General features: G+C 46.5%; 17 protein-coding genes and 2 pseudogenes. 3 read left to right on the forward strand and 16 right to left on the reverse strand.

Annotation, left to right across the window (positions count from 1 at the left end):
* Positions 1-52: 52 nt before the first annotated feature.
* A complete protein-coding gene (locus ACWP87_RS09060; RefSeq protein ID WP_015764802.1) occupies positions 53-310 on the forward strand; it encodes a hypothetical protein in 258 nt (85 codons plus the stop codon).
* A 78-nt stretch (positions 311-388) separates the two neighbouring features.
* Here ACWP87_RS09060 and ACWP87_RS09065 read toward each other — a convergent pair whose 3' ends face one another.
* From ACWP87_RS09065 to ACWP87_RS09075, 3 genes are read right to left on the reverse strand one after another with little or no spacing between them, the layout of a single operon-like run.
* Positions 389-583, reverse strand: coding sequence for a hypothetical protein (locus ACWP87_RS09065; RefSeq protein WP_005707490.1), 195 nt, complete (start codon positions 581-583; stop codon positions 389-391).
* A 39-nt stretch (positions 584-622) separates the two neighbouring features.
* Positions 623-1,642 (reverse strand): cytochrome d ubiquinol oxidase subunit II, encoded by a 1,020-nt coding sequence (cydB, locus tag ACWP87_RS09070; protein WP_014568875.1) that lies wholly within the window; start codon positions 1,640-1,642, stop codon positions 623-625.
* Positions 1,635-3,113 carry a cytochrome ubiquinol oxidase subunit I gene (locus ACWP87_RS09075; protein WP_014568874.1) on the reverse strand — a complete coding sequence of 493 codons (1,479 nt, stop codon included), beginning with the start codon at positions 3,111-3,113 and terminating at the stop codon, positions 1,635-1,637. Before ACWP87_RS09075 ends, cydB begins: the two co-directional genes overlap by 8 nt.
* A 310-nt stretch (positions 3,114-3,423) precedes the next feature.
* Here ACWP87_RS09075 and ACWP87_RS09080 point away from each other — a divergent pair, with 310 nt between their 5' ends.
* Positions 3,424-3,930, forward strand: a complete 507-nt coding sequence (locus ACWP87_RS09080; RefSeq protein ID WP_005685670.1) for a type 1 glutamine amidotransferase domain-containing protein — start codon at positions 3,424-3,426, stop codon at positions 3,928-3,930.
* Between the two features lie 393 nt (positions 3,931-4,323).
* Here the strand turns inward: ACWP87_RS09080 and rpsR are convergent, their stop codons facing one another.
* The 4 genes from rpsR to ssb (ACWP87_RS09100) all read right to left on the reverse strand — a co-directional run bounded on the left by rpsR (position 4,324) and on the right by ssb (ACWP87_RS09100) (position 6,126).
* Positions 4,324-4,560, reverse strand: coding sequence for a 30S ribosomal protein S18 (gene rpsR, locus ACWP87_RS09085; protein ID WP_003568467.1), 237 nt, complete (start codon positions 4,558-4,560; stop codon positions 4,324-4,326).
* Between the two features lie 91 nt (positions 4,561-4,651).
* On the reverse strand, positions 4,652-5,242 hold the full coding sequence (gene ssb, locus ACWP87_RS09090) for a single-stranded DNA-binding protein (RefSeq protein ID WP_005709832.1): 591 nt from the start codon (positions 5,240-5,242) through the stop codon (positions 4,652-4,654).
* Between the two features lie 29 nt (positions 5,243-5,271).
* Positions 5,272-5,568: a 30S ribosomal protein S6 gene (gene rpsF, locus ACWP87_RS09095; protein WP_005685677.1), complete on the reverse strand. Its 297-nt coding sequence runs from the start codon at positions 5,566-5,568 to the stop codon at positions 5,272-5,274.
* Positions 5,569-5,694: 126 nt separating this feature from the next.
* Entirely contained in the window at positions 5,695-6,126 is a 432-nt protein-coding gene (ssb, locus tag ACWP87_RS09100; RefSeq protein ID WP_005690380.1) for a single-stranded DNA-binding protein, read from the reverse strand.
* A gap of 109 nt (positions 6,127-6,235) precedes the next feature.
* On the opposite strand from ssb (ACWP87_RS09100), the pseudogene ACWP87_RS09105 reads away from it, so the two are divergent.
* Positions 6,236-6,322, forward strand: a pseudogene (locus ACWP87_RS09105) (deoxyribose-phosphate aldolase); the annotation flags it as partial.
* Positions 6,323-6,449: 127 nt separating this feature from the next.
* On the opposite strand, the gene ACWP87_RS09110 reads toward ACWP87_RS09105, so the two are convergent.
* The 9 genes and pseudogenes from ACWP87_RS09110 to dnaA all read right to left on the reverse strand — a co-directional run bounded on the left by ACWP87_RS09110 (position 6,450) and on the right by dnaA (position 17,131).
* Complete coding sequence (locus ACWP87_RS09110) at positions 6,450-6,962, reverse strand: PedC/BrcD family bacteriocin maturation disulfide isomerase (protein ID WP_223804855.1); 513 nt, start codon at positions 6,960-6,962, stop codon at positions 6,450-6,452.
* 94 nt (positions 6,963-7,056) lie between these two features.
* Positions 7,057-7,284, reverse strand: a complete 228-nt coding sequence (locus ACWP87_RS09115) for a hypothetical protein (protein ID WP_012807316.1) — start codon at positions 7,282-7,284, stop codon at positions 7,057-7,059.
* A gap of 379 nt (positions 7,285-7,663) precedes the next feature.
* Positions 7,664-7,762 (reverse strand): annotated as a pseudogene (locus tag ACWP87_RS09120) (single-stranded DNA-binding protein); the annotation flags it as partial.
* 217 nt (positions 7,763-7,979) lie between these two features.
* The gene (gyrA, locus tag ACWP87_RS09125; protein WP_014568871.1) at positions 7,980-10,592 is read right to left on the reverse strand and encodes a DNA gyrase subunit A; all 2,613 of its coding nucleotides are present in this window, start codon (positions 10,590-10,592) and stop codon (positions 7,980-7,982) included.
* Positions 10,593-10,654: 62 nt separating this feature from the next.
* Positions 10,655-12,616 (reverse strand): DNA topoisomerase (ATP-hydrolyzing) subunit B, encoded by a 1,962-nt coding sequence (gyrB, locus tag ACWP87_RS09130; RefSeq protein ID WP_005690389.1) that lies wholly within the window; start codon positions 12,614-12,616, stop codon positions 10,655-10,657.
* Between the two features lie 31 nt (positions 12,617-12,647).
* Entirely contained in the window at positions 12,648-13,766 is a 1,119-nt protein-coding gene (gene recF / locus ACWP87_RS09135) for a DNA replication/repair protein RecF (protein ID WP_014568870.1), read from the reverse strand.
* On the reverse strand, positions 13,763-13,975 hold the full coding sequence (gene yaaA / locus ACWP87_RS09140) for a S4 domain-containing protein YaaA (protein WP_014568869.1): 213 nt from the start codon (positions 13,973-13,975) through the stop codon (positions 13,763-13,765). Before yaaA ends, recF begins: the two co-directional genes overlap by 4 nt.
* A gap of 493 nt (positions 13,976-14,468) precedes the next feature.
* The gene (dnaN, locus tag ACWP87_RS09145) at positions 14,469-15,608 is read right to left on the reverse strand and encodes a DNA polymerase III subunit beta (RefSeq protein ID WP_014568868.1); all 1,140 of its coding nucleotides are present in this window, start codon (positions 15,606-15,608) and stop codon (positions 14,469-14,471) included.
* Between the two features lie 173 nt (positions 15,609-15,781).
* Positions 15,782-17,131, reverse strand: coding sequence for a chromosomal replication initiator protein DnaA (gene dnaA, locus ACWP87_RS09150; RefSeq protein ID WP_005685692.1), 1,350 nt, complete (start codon positions 17,129-17,131; stop codon positions 15,782-15,784).
* Positions 17,132-17,833 lie beyond the last annotated feature (702 nt).

Genomic DNA, 17,833 nt, shown 5'->3' on the forward strand with positions numbered 1-17,833 from the left:
AGTATTTTGATGTCTGAAATCCGGCTCCTTTCCGGAAATATTTGGCTTTGCAGTGCTATTTCATGCAACTTGGCACATCTCTGCAGGCATCCTCTTTGGCACATCGGTATTAGGCTTTTCCGAAACAAACCTTTTCTTCAGGTCAGTACCAACCACCTCCGCTCAGTGGCTAACCGGTGGCATATTCGGCATTGAGCGAAGCAATATTACATTGCTGCTGTTCACCTTGCTTATCCTTATTGTCGTCTGGCATTATCGCCAACAATTTAAAGACTTGCATCGTCAGGTTAAGGACTATCAACTCGGTTAACATACCGCTGTGTGACGCTATCAAAAAGGCCGCTATTTAGTTAGAGACCTTTTTTGCTGACGTCAATAAAATTCTCATTCAAACTTTTTGTCGTCCATAGCCTTTCACCGTTGCGCGAATCGCCAATCCTAATGCAACAACTGCAATGCTGTATAAAACGACCATGCCATAGAACTTACTGATCGGGTTCCAGAATAGCGGCCAAAAGACTTGATACAACCAAAAACTGACCACCAACAGACCCCAAAATACGTTGATCCAGATTTTCTTCATCCCTCGCGCCTCCTTGCCATGAACGCGGTGTTGTGTCGCTTAAACCATTGGTGATGCCGGTTCATGATAATATTTGTTGATCAAATGATAGGCCGTCGCTTGTAGTCCGACCATTAATATGATGGTGAAACCAAATAACCATGCCGTCCACAGTAGCGAAACTGGGCCGCTGGTGGCGCTTAAGGCTGTTACCGAAGTCCCCGGTGTGCGGCCAACGATTAAGGTTGGAAAGACGCCAAGGAAAATCGTGTAAATAAAGCTGGCCATCGTTCCAACGCTTAACCAAAACGCAAGCCGTTGCCGCTGGCGGAGGATCGCCCAAGTTTCAACACCAAGAAACACAATCAGTAATAGCAACAGGAGTGAGACGATACCCGGCCGATTGGTGAAGAAGCGCGTGTTAAATGGCAGCAAGACCGCAAATACGCCAACCGCCAGATAAAGTGCCCAAGTCGTGCGCTTCAAGGCCACTGTCAACTGAACCGCAACGTCTTTTTTGACTTTTTTAATCACGCGGGCCAAACCGACATTCAAGCTTAACAAGACGACTAAAATACCTCCCAATAGGCTAAACGGGGTCAGAATATCGCCCATCCCGGCATAGACGAAGCCATTACGAATCGGTACGCCGCTGACTGTCGAGCTAAACACGATCCCGAGTAAAAACGGCGGCATCAAACTGCCAACAAACAGTGCCCAGTCCCAAAACTGATTGTAGTGGCGACTGTGCCATTGATTGCGATAATCAAACGCCACCCCACGAAAGATTAAAAAGAACAACATGAGGAAGATGAGCGGGTAATAGCCGGATGTTAATGCCGAATACCAGCCCGGATACGCCGCAAACATCACGGCAAAGGCAGTAACTGCCCAAGTTTCGTTACCACCCCAGACCGGACCGGTTACCTTCATGATTTGTTGACGCTTGGCTAAATCATCACCCACAAAGAAGGTCGCCATTCCGGCCCCGAAGTCAGCGCCATCAAGTACAAAGAACAACATCAGCTCAGTGGCAATAATCCCAAGAAAAATGACTTGTAAATTCGAAAGACTAGGCATGACTGAACGCCTCCTTGGCAAATGGATCCGGAATTTGGTGTTCTTCCAGATAATTACCGTCAATCTCCGGCAGTCCGCGCGTTACCGTTCGATGCGAAATATAAATCATGGTGCTAACCAGGAACACATCCGCAACGAAAAACATGGCTAGACTCGTTGCCGCTTCAGTAACCGTGAGACTTGGCGAAACTGCATCGTATTGCGTCAACAAACCATAAACCACGAACGGATAACGGCCGACTTCAGCCACAATCCAGCCAGAAGTAAACGTCAGGTACGGCAGCCATAATGTCCACCCCAAAGCGCGCAACGTCTTAGGGTGAGCTTCAATGCCAGACTTGCGCCGATGCAACATAATCGTGGCAAAAAGAGCAAACATCGTGAAGAAATAGCCCGCGTAAACCATGAGATGCATCGTCCAAAACAGCAAAGTGACTGGCGGATAATAATTCATCTGCCCATCGTAAGACTTAGCAACTGTCTTATCGAACTTCGCGTGGTACATCTTAGCAACCGCGTTCATCCCCGGCATAGCTCCGGTAAAAGTATTCTTCCCAAAATAAGTGCCTAAATTCGGAATAGAAACTGCCTTAACCGTCCGATCCTTTTCATTGATCAAAGCTGCCATTGCCCATGGTGCCCCAGTTGTGGCGCTGCCTTCCGTGTTGTAGCGCCCTTCAATCGCCGTAAACTTCATGGGTTGCAACGCTGCCGTGGCGGCTCCTTGATCATCGCCTTGAGCCGGTTGTAAAAAGGCAGCTGGCAACGCGATGAGCAACCCGATCTGCACGGCAATTTTAAACGCCGCTGTATCCCGTTTATGCAGAATCTGCCAAGCAGAAACGCCTGCTGTAACAAAGCCGCCGGTGATCAGAATGGCAAACAAAACATGCAAAAATTCCGGCTGGTACTGCGGATTCTGTAGCAACGTAATCAAACTATTCAACCGCGCGCGGCCGTTTTCCAAGTGAAAGCCATACGGATTCTGCATGAAGGCATTAATTGCAATAATCCAAACCACTGAAAACAGCGATGCCCCTAACATGCCAACACCTAACCAAGCATGGGCGCGCTTTGGCAATTTACCCCAAGTAAACCGCCATAAGCCAATGATGGTCGACTCAATGAAGAACGAAATCATACTTTCAATCGCCAACGATACCCCAGCGACATCGCCCATCAACCGTGTGAATGCCGACCAATTCATCCCAAACTGAAATTCCATAATCAACCCGGTCACAACGCCAGTACCGAAACTAAAGAAGAAGATTCGGCTAAAGAACAGCGTCAACCGACCGAACTTTTCCGTATCCCCACGGCCATAGGCATATAAAAATTCAAAAATCATGGTTGTCAGCAACATGCCGACAGTCGTTGTGACAAACAGAAAATGCGTGATGGCGGTCACCGCAAACTGCATCCGCGATAAATTCGTAACCGCTAGTGGAACCGTCGCTAATGTGAGCCCCATTTTGATCACCTCTGATAATCAAAATCCTAATATGATACCATTTTGTCCTCCTGATCACCGTTATTGTAGAACCAAATCAAATTTTTATATAACGATAAGCTTGTGATTTTATATGCAATTGAAGCACTACCGAACACTGATATATTAGCTATCGTTTGTTCTTAACGCCTTCCCAAAATAACGCATGTTTGCCATAACAAGCATCTCGTTCTGCCAGACGTTCGATATTCATTAATATTTCTATATTTTGCATGAATTCTTTCAATCCGTTAAACTAAATTAGTAATATATCTTGAAAGGAGCTATTTCGATGGCAAAAATTGCTGTACTCGTTACCGATAACTTTGAAGATGCAGAACTGACTTCACCAGTTAAGGCTTTGAAAGATCAGGGGCATGATGTGACCTTGATTGAAACACAAGCAGGTAAACAAATTACCGGTAAGCATGGTGCAACGGCAACCATTGACACAACGATTACCGATGTTAAACCTGAAGACTTTGATGGTTTGCTGCTACCAGGCGGGTTCTCACCAGATGAGCTCCGTGCTGACGATCGGTTCGTTAACTTTGTCAAAGCATTCTTGTTAGATGACAAACCGGTTTTCGCCATCTGCCACGGCCCGCAGTTCTTCATTCAGACTGGTTTAACCAAGGGGCGGACGATGACAGCTTACACCACGGTTCGTCCAGACTTGTACTACGCAGGTGCGATTGTCAAAAATGAACCGGTTGTTGTGGACCACAACTTGGTCACCAGCCGGACACCAGATGACTTGCCGGAATTCAATCAGGCAATGTTAGCCCAGTTAAAATAATTTAAATTTTTCCATAACGCGTTCGCCAGCGCAGAAGTCTGCGTGTAAGGACCTTAGGCGCAATGGCCAAAGCCCGGCCATCACGCTCAAGGCCGCTTATGTTCTGGTTTACGCTCATAACGCGTTCGCCAGCCCAGAAGCCTGCGTGTAAGGACCTTGGGCGCAATGGCCAAAGCCCGGCCATCACGCTCAAGGCCGCTTATGTTCTGGTTTACGCCCATAACGCGCTCCCCGGCGCAGGGATCTGCGTGTAAGGACCTTGAGCGCAATGGCCAAAGCCCGGCCATCACGCTCAAGGCCGCTTACACTCCGATACCTACCCGCGCCGGCTCGCGCTCACCAAAAAAAGGATGCTCCTGCTTTTTAGCGGGAACATCCTTTTTAAATACTTGATTAGTCTTCTGAAACAAATGGCAGAAGACCCATAATCCGCGCTCGCTTGATTGCGATCGTCAGCTTACGTTGGTTCTTAGCGCTGGTGCCGGTTACCCGACGTGGCAAAATCTTGCCTCGTTCTGAGATGAACCGATCCAACAAATTCGTGTCTTTATAATCGATGTATTCGATGTGGTTTGCGGCGATGAAGTCGACTTTACGACGACGACGGCCACCACGGCGTTGTTGTGCCATGAGAATTCCTCCTTCTCTATCAAAGATTCCAAGCGAGTAAGGGGGTTAATATGCATCCCTTACCCTAGATAGTATGACCAAAAGTCAAACGTTAGAATGGCAGATCATCATCGGAAATGTCGATCGGTTTGCCGTTATTGGCAAATGGATCAGGATTAGCAGCATTACCGTTGTTACCTTGGTTCTGACCTGCTGCCGGGTTTTGTCCCGGATTCGATGATGGTGCATTACTTGGGGCGCCTTGAGAGCCAAAGCTAGGCGGATTTTGCGGCTGGTTGTTGCCAAACTGCTGTCCCCCGCCATAGTTCTGATTTCCCTGACCTGCAGGATTAGCAGGTTCGGATGGCCGCTGTTGGGTGGTTGCCCGTGACTCCAGTAACGCAAAGTTTTCAACGACAACTTCAGTCACATAAACTTTCTGTCCTTGCGCATTATCGTAAGTACGTGTTTGAATGTGACCTTCAACACCAACCAATGATCCCTTCTTGGTGAAGTTAGCGAAATTCTCCGCTGACTTACGCCAGATCACACAATTAATGAAGTCGGTTTCCCGTTCGCCGTTTGCACTGCGGAACTGGCGATCAACGGCCAAAGTGAATGAACCGACAGCTGTCCCACTTTGCGTATAGCGCAAGTCAACATCTCTGGTTAAACGACCTGTCAATGCAACACTGTTAAGCATGCCGTAGCGCCCCTTTCAAAAAGTTACAATTAGTCTTCCCGCTTCACGATCATGTGACGCAGAATATCATTGTTGATCTTGGCAAGACGATCAAATTCATTGATCGCTTTGTCATCTTCTGCAGACAAGTTCACGATATGATAGAGACCTTCGTTGTACTTGTTGATCTCATATGCGAGCTTACGCTTTTGCCAATCCTTGGAATCAATGATGCTGGCACCATTTTCCTTCAAAATATTGTCAAAACGTTCAACCAATTCGGTCTTTGCAGCTTCATCCAGATCCGGACGAATGATGTAAGTGACTTCATATTTGGTTTCAGCCATGACGATTCACCTCCTTGTGGACTTTAGGCCCCGGTCGTTTGCCGGAGCAAGGAGTAATAAGGCTACAAAAATAGCCGGATACTCACGAGTTAAAATTGTAGCATAAATCTCCGGCGATTACTACTACTAAAACGGTAAATCATCCGTAGCAATTTCTGCCGGTTCAGCTGGTGCCCCCGGTGGCATACCGTCAGTTCCGGTCGCTTGCATGGAGCCACTACGCCGACTCTCGGTCATGGCACGCGACTCCAGCCAGGCAAAATTATCGACGACTACCGAAGTCCGCCACTGCTGTTCGCCTTGTTTATTCTCGAAATGATTATTGCTGATTCGGCCGGCAATCCCGATCAACGAGCCTTTTGTTGTCGAGCTGGCAAATGTCAGTGCGCGTTTGCCAAAGATCACGCACTCAATAAAATCGGTTTCCCGTTGTCCGGTTTTACTTTTAAAAACCCGATCCACCGCTAACGTAAAGCGTACTAGTTCCAAATCAGCAGCAGTTTTAAACACTTCTGGTTCCTTCGTCAGACGGCCGGTTAAACTCACATTGTTTAACATGATAACTCTCCCCCTCAAATCTCATCGTGCTATTTTTCACTGTCTGCTATACATTACGCAAAACGTGCTATGCTGGATGTAAGCGAATTCAATTTTTGGAGGGATTACGATGCCCGCTTATACGTTAGATCAATTCAGTCGCATGATTGACCATACTAATTTACATGCTGATGCAACCCACGTAGTTTTGAAACGGTTCTAAAGAATTAAGCAATAACCTTAGCACAGATCTTGAGACCAACTGAGAACCTAAATAATCAAGAAAACAAAAGTCAATGTCAAAATCTATATTTCCAGTGAGCCTTTCATACCACCCAGCATAATTATTGTTGCTTATTCAGAACGCTTACTTCTGTTTGCGTGAATTGCTGAAGTGTAATTGGATATCCAACTAACATATTACGTATCTTGTTATTATGGAAATAAGCGAAAGTTGGTGTTCCATGAAACTTAAACGGACTGAGTGATTCCAGAATTTGTTTATAGTCATCAGCTGTCGTCTCCGTGAAACTCTCGTCCATATTCATATAGTATATTGGGTGCTTAGCCTCACTTATAAACTGCTTCAGCGTACGAGAAACTGCTCGACAGTATGGGCACTCCTTAAAACCAAAATAAACGACAAAATCAGAAGAAGCATCCCCACTATTGACTAATTCCAAGTACTGATCAGAGTCAATCTGCTTCACACCATTTATATTGTTTAAATATTCTTTTTCTGTTACCTGGGGTATGTCGGCATCTTCGTGTGCAGATACCCTTATAGGATTCAACAGTAGAGTAAAGGTTATTATTCCGATAAATCCAGCCATTGCAAGTTTAATGATTTTTTTCATTTGAGTTTCACTCCTTTTGAATTTTTTAATCATTCTTCTAAAAAAGCTGACACAAATACGTGTCAGCTTTTTCGCATCCGGCAGGTCTACTACCTTACCACCAGCATGTCGCCCAGTAACCCGCTCCCGTAGCTAAACCACCTGCTCCACCTGCGCCCAGAGCGGTGAGGAATCCACCGGGAAGTCCACCAACGAACCCGCCAACAAAAGCATTTCCCATTGCTTTATTAGCTTCGTTCGCTGAGCATTTACCACGGCCACCATTGATACCTTGGAGTTGATCCTCACCTAAGGCATCGTACAAACTAAGAGTTGTCGTCATCATATTCGCTCCATTTCTTTATTTTTTAGAAAACTAGTTTTCCTATGTATTAATCTAACATCTTAATAAAATATTGTAAACGCTTTTCTTTCCAAAAAAATCTTTATAATACATATTACAGTCTAATAAGGGAGATTAAACACTATGAAAAATGCAAAAAACAAAAATTCCGTTATTGGTATATTTATTTTATTTTCAATCCTGATCTATTTATATGGTAACATCTTCGTCAGTCCAAACAACTGGTTAAACCCTGTTGCGCTCGTTGTTAGCCTTATGATAGGTGGAATCGCTGCAGCGGTGTTTTATCATATGGTTAAAAGAAAAAATAACTAAAAATCATTATATTTATTTTGTGCTTTTCAACTAAAATTGCTCACACTACCAACGTAAAGCGCACTGGTTCCAAATCAGCAGCAGTTTTAAACACTTCTGGTTCCTTCGTCAGACGGCCGGTTAAACTCACATTGTTTAACATGATAACTCTTCCCCTCAAATCTCATCGCTCTATTTTTCACTGTCTGCTATACATTATGTCAAAACTATGATGTTTAACGTAAATGGATTAGCGATCAAAAATTTTGGGGAGCAAGCTACGAGCCGCGTGAAAAACGAGGCACAAAAATACCGTTCGAACTGGCAAACTACCCATTCGAACGGTATTTTCATTGACGCTTCAACGCATCTTGGTTCAGTTAGGCTTCATCGCCATCATCAGGTGCAGGTTTATCAGTCTCCGAACGATCTAACAGTTTGTTAACCTGTTCATCGGCATTGCCTGCATACTGCCCGTCAGCCGGTTGCGCATGTGCATCAGTTGGTCCGGCTTGCGGATCGGTTGGCTGATCCGGTTTGCTGCTGTCATCTGGATCGTCGCTTTCCGGTTCGACCTTAGCCATGGTTGCAACCTTGGCATCATCGTCGACCCGAATCAACCGAACGCCTAGTGTTGCCCGGCCGGTTTGCGACACATTTTGGATATTGAAGCGAATCATGACCCCAGAGTCTGTCATCACCAGAATATCTTCGGTGCCGTCAACTGTCGTAACCCCTGCCAGCGGACCATTCTTCTCAGTAATATTCGCGGTCTTAATCCCTTTACCGCCGCGACCCTTAATCGGATATTCCTTGGCAGCTGTGCGCTTACCGTAGCCTTTTTCGGAAATAACAAAGACTTCGGAATCTGGCTTAAGGATATCGGAGCCAACCACGTAATCGTGATCACGAAGGCGAATGCCGCGAACCCCGGTGGCTGTCCGACCCATTGACCGAACATCCTGTTCCTTAAAGGCCACACTGTAACCCAAGTGCGTGCCGATCAAGATGTTATCCTGCCCAGACGTCAAAATGACATTGTTCAATTCATCTTGATCTTTCAAGTTGAGCGCAATCAGACCGTTGCTGCGGATATTGGCAAATTCCTTGACCGGTGTCCGTTTAACTACACCGTTTTGGGTGACGAAGAATAAATAGCGATCATCATTGTCGCCTTCGTGGACGTTGATCACTGTCTGAATCTTTTCGCCCGCGCCAACACCTAACAGGTTAATGATCGGGATCCCTTTTGCTGTCCGGCTGTATTCTGGAATCTCATAACCCTTGCTGCGGTAAACTTTGCCTTTGTTGGTGAAGAAGAGCAAAACATCATGGGTTGACGTGGAAATCAGGTGTTCGACGAAATCATCGTCATGGACGTTCATCCCTTGAATACCGCGACCACCGCGATTTTGCGTCTTGAATTCACTGGTTGCCAAGCGCTTAACGTAACCGTTGTGACTCAAGGTAATCACGACATCTTCTTGCTCAATCAGATCTTCATCTTCAAGACTCAGCACTTCACCGACCAGCAGTTCAGTCCGGCGCTTGTCACCGAATTTCTTTTGAATATCGAGCAATTCATCATAAATAATCTGGTGAACACGTTCCGGTTTAGCCAGAATATCGGTGTAGTCGGCAATGGCTGCCTCCACATCTTTATACTCGCTTTCAACCTTGTCACGTTCCAGACCGGTCAACCGCACCAGCCGCATGTCCAGGATGGCCTGACTTTGCTTATCGGACAGATTGAACTTGTCCATTAAGATGACTTTAGCTTTATCGCCGGTTTCGGAACTGCGAATAATCGTAATGATTTCATCGATATGATCAAGCGCAATTCGCAAGCCTTCAAGAATATGTTCCCGTGCCTTGGCCTTCTTCAGGTCATATTGCGTCCGCCGCCGAATGACATTTTCCTGGTGATCCAGATAATATTGCAGGATCTGTTTCAGGCTCAATACCTTTGGCGCACCATTGACAATCGCCACCATGTTGAAGGAAAAACCGGTTTGCAGCGGTGTCAGTTTGTAGAGATTATTCAAAATAACCGAAGCACTGGCATCGCGGCGGACATCAATGACAATCCGCATCCCATCACGATCGGATTCATCACGCAAGGTGACAATGCCGTCAATTTTCTTTTCATGGACCAAATCGGCAATTCGTTCCACCATCTTGGCTTTGTTAACCATGTATGGAATTTCGGTAATAACGATCCGTTCGCGCCCGGACTTTTCAGTTTGAACGTCGACTTTACCACGCAACACAATCGTTCCGCGACCGGTTTCGTATGCGTGGCGAATACCGGACTTGCCCATGACAACGCCACCGGTTGGAAAATCGGGTCCCGGCAATGCCTGCATCAAGTCAGCGGTGGTGGCATCAGGATGATCCATCAGCACATGCAAGGCCGAAATCGTTTCCGACAGATTATGCGGCGGAATATTGGTGGTCATCCCAACCGCAATCCCTGTCGCACCGTTGACCAGCAGATTCGGGAAGCGCGCTGGCAAAACAACCGGTTCTTTTTCGGTGCCATCGTAATTATCCTGAAAATCAATCGTGTCTTTGTTGATGTCGCGTAACATTTCGACGGCAATTTTACTCATCCGGGCTTCGGTGTAACGCATCGCCGCCGCACCGTCACCGTCAACCGAGCCAAAGTTCCCGTGGCCGTCAACCAGCATATACCGGTAACTAAAGTCCTGCGCCATTCGGACGAGTCCTTCATAAATCGAGCTGTCACCATGCGGATGGTACTTCCCCATGACATCCCCGACGATCCGCGCACTCTTCTTGTATGGCTTATCCGGTGTGACCCCGAGTTCATTCATGCCATACAGAATCCGGCGCTGAACCGGTTTGAGGCCATCACGTACGTCAGGCAATGCCCGCGCCACAATGACACTCATCGCGTATTCAAGGAATGATTTACGCATTGTTTCGCCGAGATTCACATTCGTAATCCGGCTTTCTTGGCGATCATCCATTAAGCGAAAAGTCTCCTCTCAAAAGTTCTCATTTTACCTGTCTGCATCCTAAAAGCGATCTATCATACGTCAATGTTGTTCGGATCAACAAAGACCGCATTTTCTTCGATAAACTTCCGCCGCGGCTCAACATGATCGCCCATCAGCATTTCAAAAATGCCATCTGCTTGTTCAGCATCTTTTGGCGATACCCGTAAAAGCCGGCGCGTGTCAGGATCCATGGTGGTTTCCCAAAGCTGGCTGGCGTCCATTTCACCAAGCCCTTTGTACCGTTGAATATCCGGCTTCGGACTAGGCGGCAGTTGCCCCAGAATATCCTGTAGCTCTTCATCGGAATCGATGTAACGCATCATTTTACCTTGACGCAGGCGATACAACGGCGGCTGGGCGATGTACACGTAGCCAGCATCAAGCACCGGCCGCATGTAGCGATAAATCAGCGTCAGCAACAACGTCCGAATATGGGCGCCATCGACATCGGCATCGGTCATGATGATCAACTTGTGATAACGGGCCTTGCTAATGTCAAAGTCCTGACCAAAACCGGTGCCCATCGCCGTGAATAACGTTCTGATTTCTTCGTTGGCCAAAATACGTTCCATGGATGCTTTTTCAACATTCAGAATCTTCCCGCGAATTGGCAAAATCGCTTGGGTCAGCCGGCTGCGTCCCGACTTAGCCGAACCGCCCGCGGAATCCCCTTCGACAATGAACAATTCGGAAATTTCCGGATCTTTACTGGTGTTGTCAGCTAACTTCCCTGGCAGATTGGAGATTTCCAAGCCGCTCTTCTTACGCGTTACTTCACGCGCCCGTTTAGCAGCTAAGCGAGCTTTGCTGGCAAGCATGGCCTTGTCAATAATGAGCTTGCCGTCAGCCGGATGTTCCATAAGAAATTTATTGAAGTGATCGGAGAAGGTACGATCAACCACCGTGCGGGCATCCGAGTTCCCCAGTTTGGTCTTGGTCTGGCCTTCAAACTGCGGATCAGGATGCTTGACCGAAACAACTGCGGTTAAGCCTTCCCGAACGTCATCCCCACTGAGCGGATCATCGCTGTCTTTAAGTGCACCGGAACGCCGGGCATAATCATTAATCACCCGCGTCAAGGCCGTCTTAAACCCGGTTTCGTGCGTGCCGCCTTCGTAAGTGTGAATGTTATTGGCAAACGTCAACAGCGTGCTGTGATAGTCATTCGTATACTGCAGCGCGACTTCAACCGTAATGCCTTTATCCTGACCTTCCACATAAATCGGTTCCTGCAGCAGGTTTTCTTTCTTCTTCGTCAGGAAATCAACATAAGATTTCAAGCCGCCTTCATAATGAAACACCAGCTTTTCATGAGTCGCCGCACGCTTATCAGTAAACGTCAGCTTAAGCCCCTTATTCAAAAAGGCCAACTCACGAATCCGCGTTGTCAGGACTTTATCATCAAACGTTGTGGTTTCCGTGAAAATATCCGGATCCGGCTGAAAATGGACCTTGGTCCCATGCTCATGCTCCGGTGCCGGGCCAAGTTCTTTCATCGGCGTGTTAACCTTGCCGCGCACAAAGTCGATGTAATACCGCTTGCCGCCGCGAACAACCGTCACATCCAGATTCGTTGATAGCGCATTGACAACCGAAGCGCCGACACCATGCAAACCGCCGGAGACCTTATAGCCGCCACCGCCAAACTTACCACCGGCATGCAAAACCGTATAAACCGTCTCAAGTGCCGGACGACCGGTTTTTGCCTGAATGTCGACAGGAATCCCGCGGCCATCATCGGTAACGGTCACACTGTTATCCGGGTTGACTTCAACTTCAATTCGCGTTGCAAACCCAGCCAACGCTTCGTCAATCCCGTTATCAATGATTTCCCAAACTAAATGATGCAATCCTTGACTGCTAGTTGAGCCGATGTACATTCCTGGGCGCTTGCGAACCGCTTCGAGTCCTGACAGCACCTGAATTTGACTAGCATCATATTCTGCTGCCAGTTCTTCTTTCTTTTCTTCGGCCGATTCTTTCTTGTCCGTCACTGGTTATCCTCCTCGTATCGTTTACAGTTGCTCACGCCTGCTTCGTCAAAACGCCATCCTGCACCTGAAAAATAGCGGGCGCCGTGATGATTTCCTTTTGAATGCCATCCAGACTGGTCGTTGTCAGAAACGTCTGAACCTTGGCTTGAATGGCCTTCAATAAATGGGTCTGGCGAATAGCGTCAAGTTCAGACAAAACATCATCCAGTAACAAAACCGGATATTCGCCTGTCTGATCCTTCATTAAGTCGATTTCGGCTAACTTAACTGCCAAAGCCGTGGTGCGCTGCTGGCCTTGGCTACCGAAATTAGCAACATCCTTATCATTGACAATAAACAAAACATCATCGCGATGCGGCCCGACCAAACTGGTGCCTTGCTCGATTTCCCGCGACTGCTGCTTTGCAAACAAGGCACCTAATGCTTCATAGACTTGTTCACTATCTTGTCGAAGATCCGCAGCAACCTGAGTCTGATAAGCAAACTGCAACTTTTCGCGTCCCTTGGTAATGTCTTGTTGAATGGCAGCCGCATAATCCGACATGGTCTGCAGCAATTTTGCCCGCGCCGTGATCAGCTCGGCTCCAAACGCCGCCAACGAATCAGTCAAAACGTCTAAATACACAAGATCCTTGGCTTGATGGTATTTCAGCTGTTTTAAGTATGCGTTTCGCTGTTTTAGAAACGTTTTGTATTGGCTCAGATTATAAAGATACTTGGGACTCATCTGGCCAAATTCCATGTCGATAAACCGTCGCCGCCCAGCCGGACTGCCTTTGACAATCGCCAAATCTTCCGGTGCAAACAAAATGACATTAAAATGCCCTAAGTATTGCGACAGTTTTGACTGTTCGATCCGATCAATCCGCGCCCGCTTACCTTGATGACTAATAATTAATTCCAGCTGATGCGTCCCGCTTTGGCGACTGATCTGACCGGAGACGCGCGCAAAATCACTGCCAAAGCGAATCAACTCTTTATCATTGTTGGTCCGATGGCTGCGCGCTAACGCCAATACATAAATCGCTTCAAGCAGATTCGTCTTGCCTTGCGCATTTTCACCGATCAAAACATTGATCTCCGGTGAAAATGCCGTATCGACCGTTGCGTAATTGCGATAGTTTTTTAACGTTAAATGATCCAGCTTCATGCGCTCACGATCACATAGGTCTGATCGGCAACTTTAATCTGATCATGCGGATACAGCTTCCGGCCACGACGGTCTTCAGCTGCCCCGTTCACGGTTACCGGGTGCTCACCCAAATACCACTTAGCCGCACCGCCGCTATCAATCAAACCTGCCTCTTTCAGAAACTGGCCCAATGTCAAAAATGCGGTGGTGATCTTGATGGTTGTCATCGTCGTCGCCCTCCAATCCGAAATGTATCGGCAAACCACCAGAAACGGTGATTTGCCGCTAACGAACACAAATTAATTATACCCTTATACCAAGTAAAAAACAATTCAAAACGGGCATTTAAGCGGCTCTGAGGCAATTTGAGCCTAAGACGCCCCCCTAGACTAAAAACACTTAGAAAGCCCAAAAACAGCCAAATTTTTAGTTTTATCGTTTTTAGCCTAGCCTAAAGCCGTTTTTAGGTGATAAGTGTCTCGAGCTGACACTCAGAGTTGCAGGAATATATTTGATACGCTAATGGTTAGCGTGATTCTGGGTATAACACCTTGGTATGGATCAACTTGTCAAAGCATTTTGGTCGGTTGATGATTACCTGTTGAAATACAACACACCGACCTTGATCACAGCGTTGAAAGCAATAAAAAAGATTCCAGAGCTTTTCACCGCGCTCTAGAATCTTTTTTAATTGGCTCTGTATTTGCGTTTTTCTATTGCTTAGAACGTCCGCACCGGCGTAATCAACTGAATAAACTTCTCTTTATCTTCGGTTGGAACCAAGGTGAATGGCCGCAGCGGTGCCGTAAAGTCAACTTCAATCGCTGTTTGGCCAAAGCCTTGCAGCGCGTCCTTCATGTAATCAGGGTTGAAGGAGATTTCCAGATCCTGACCGGTCAGCTTGTTAAAGCTTAAGACTTCTTCGACATTCCCGACATCTGGCGAATTACCATAGATGGTTGCTCTTTGCTCGCCAATGTTGAGGACTAAACGCACCACGTTATTGCTGCTTTCGTGACTCAGCAAGCTCGCCCGCTGAATGGAAGCCAGCAGTGCCGGCGCATCGAATTCGGCTTGCGTATTGCTGGACGTTGGGATAAGTCGACTTGTGTCTGGATAATTGCCTTCAAGCAACCGCGAATAAAAGGCGGTTTGTCCAAATACAAATAATACCTGATTCTCGGCAATGCGAATTTCGATTTTAGTCACATCGTCACCTAACATGCGACTTAGTTCTGTCAGACTTTTACCGGGAATGATGATGTCGTAATCGATATTACTTGCTGCTGGTAATGTCAGAGTACGTTGCGATAACCGATGCGAATCGGTCGCAACGGCAACGAGTTGATCGCCGGTAATCGTTAAATGCACCCCGGTCAGAATTGGCCGACTTTCCTGATTGGATACGGCGATAACGGTTTGGTTAATCAGTTGGCGTAAGACATCAGCCGGAACAGATAAGGCTTCATCTGCGGTAATTTCCGGTAGACGCGGATAATTGTTCGCATCTTCTCCACGAATCGTAAACTCGGAAGCTCCTGAAGTAATGACCGTCTGAAAATTGTCCTTTACTTCTACTGTCATGGTGCTTTCTGGCAGCCGTTTAACGATTTCGCTGAAGAAGCGCGCTGGTAACACAATTTCACCAGTGCTGCCGATTTGTAAATCGTTACTTTCATCAGCAGCGTTAATGGTTGACTCAATCGAAATGTCAGCATCACTACCGGTCAGCACTAGTCCAGTATCATTGAGCACGATTTTTAACCCTGTCAAAATCGGGATCGTGGTTTTGGTTGAAATAGCCCGGGAAACATCATTCAAGGTTTTCAAGAATGTGGATCGGGTAATCGTAAATTTCATAAGAGCCTCCTGTACGTCGTTTTATATATATAATATAAAGCTTTTAGAGTAATAGTAATAGGGCGTGTTCAAACTGTGGATAACTTTGCGGAACAGCAAATCATGAAGTTATGCACCTGTGGATAAGTGATAGGGACAAAAAGTTCTGTTTCTGGCAGTTGTCCACAAGTGGATTAACCACGATTTTTCAGGATATTGCGGAGTTCGACCACATGTGCTTTTAAATCTTCGTTGGTGGTCATGGCAGCCATGATTTTTTCGTGGGCGTGAATGACAGTCGTGTGATCTTTTCCGCCAATTTCCTGGCCGATTTTCGGTAAGCTATTGTCGGTCATCTCGCGTGCTAAGTACATGGCGATTTGCCGGGGAATGACAATTTGTTTAACCCGCTTTTTGCCTTTTAGATCCTGAACGGTGACTTGAAAATATTTGGCGACCGCATCGAGAATCTGCGGAATGGTGAGTTGTCCGCTACGATCATCGAGTTTAAGGGCTTTTAGTGCATCTGCCGCTAAACTGGTTGTGATGTCCTCGTTCTTCATCGTTGAAAAAGCCTGAACCCGAACCAGCGCCCCTTCAAGATCACGGACGTTACTTTCAATTTGCCCAGCAATGTAAGAAAGCGTGTCATCCGGAATACTGAGATCTTCTGCATTGGCTTTATTGCGTAAGATGGCGATACGGGTTTCAAGATCCGGCGGGGTGACGTCAACGGATAGTCCTTTATTGAAGCGGGATACCAGACGTTCCTGCAACTTGGGAATCTCATTAGGCAGACGATCACTGGTTAGGACAATTTGCTTCATATTTTCGTACAATGTATTAAATGTATGGAAGAACTCTTCTTGCGTGGCTTCTTTGTCACCGAAGAATTGGATATCATCAACCAACAGCAAGTCAACATTTCGGTACTCTTGACGAAATTGTTCTTGCTGTTTTGTTTGGATGGAATTAATGAAGTCATTGGCAAAATTCTCGCTGGTGACATATTTAATGTTGGCAGCGGGATTATTTTCCAAGACCAGATTCCCGATCGCCTGCATCAAATGCGTCTTCCCCAAGCCAACGCCGCCGTAAATAAACAGCGGGTTGTAAGTCGTACCAGGCGCCTCAGCTACTGCTAAAGCCGCCGCGTGAGCCATTTGGTTACCTTTACCAATCACGAAGCGGTCAAAAGTATATTTCGGATTTAAATGCGTTTTTGCCTTAAAGGTGAGTTGTTGGTCATCATCGTCATCGGTTACTTGATGCTGATGCGTGGAAGCGGGCTGCAACTCGTCTTTGGTCATGATGACAGGATCGACTTCTAATTGGGCAAACTCATAGACGCCTTCCACCACTTTGGTAACCAGATTTTTCTCCCAGTAGGCCTTGTGCAAAGATGCAGGTACTTCGATTTCGAGTTTATCTTGGGTCAATTTGACCGGCTTGGCTGTTTGAATCCATGTGCTGTAACCGACTGGGGTCAACTCTTCACGGAATTTATCATTCAGGTAAGCCCAAAGCTCCTCTAAATTGGGCATAAACGCCCCTCCTCTAATAACGGTTGGCATCGGCGTCCCAAAACCGATAGCCAACATTGATGGTAGTCAAACATAATGATTAGCGCACAAAAAGCCAAGGCAACCGCAAAAGTTGTCGACAGGTGGATAAGTGTACACTAGTTTCGATTTAGGTAAAGCCAATCAGTTACCCAAACGCCGCAATAAGCGAGATAACGGCATCATTTAGGCGAATCAGCTTAGCTAGATCATGGATTTTCGGTTAGGGCCAAAAATGTTCTGCAAAAATAAGTTTAGCATTGCAGAAAGGAGTTTTCCACAGAAATCACAGTTTTCCACAAACAAAAAAGTGAAAAAGAAACAGGGTGCGAACAAATTATCCCCAAGGCTGAGGATGATTAAAGCCAAAATCCCCAAATTGCAAGTTATACACAATTTGTCTGTGGAACCAAAACCTTGTAGCCGTAAGTGTTTCACAAGATATGAACAGGCGATTTACAGCCTGTGGATAACTCTATAAACATGGATGTGAACTTGCAAATTACTTGTGCGCAGCCTGTGCATGAAATAAGCTTTGTATTTTAACAACACACAAGTTATCCACAAACCCGATTGCTGCAACTGACCCAGTTCAAATCCTAAAAAGATGTACGATGTCAGTGAAAAAGCCTGTCAAGCGATTTTCGACTTTGACAGTAAATTCCATAAAACATGCGTCCGAAA

The organism is Lacticaseibacillus sp. 22 (genome assembly GCF_055413445.1).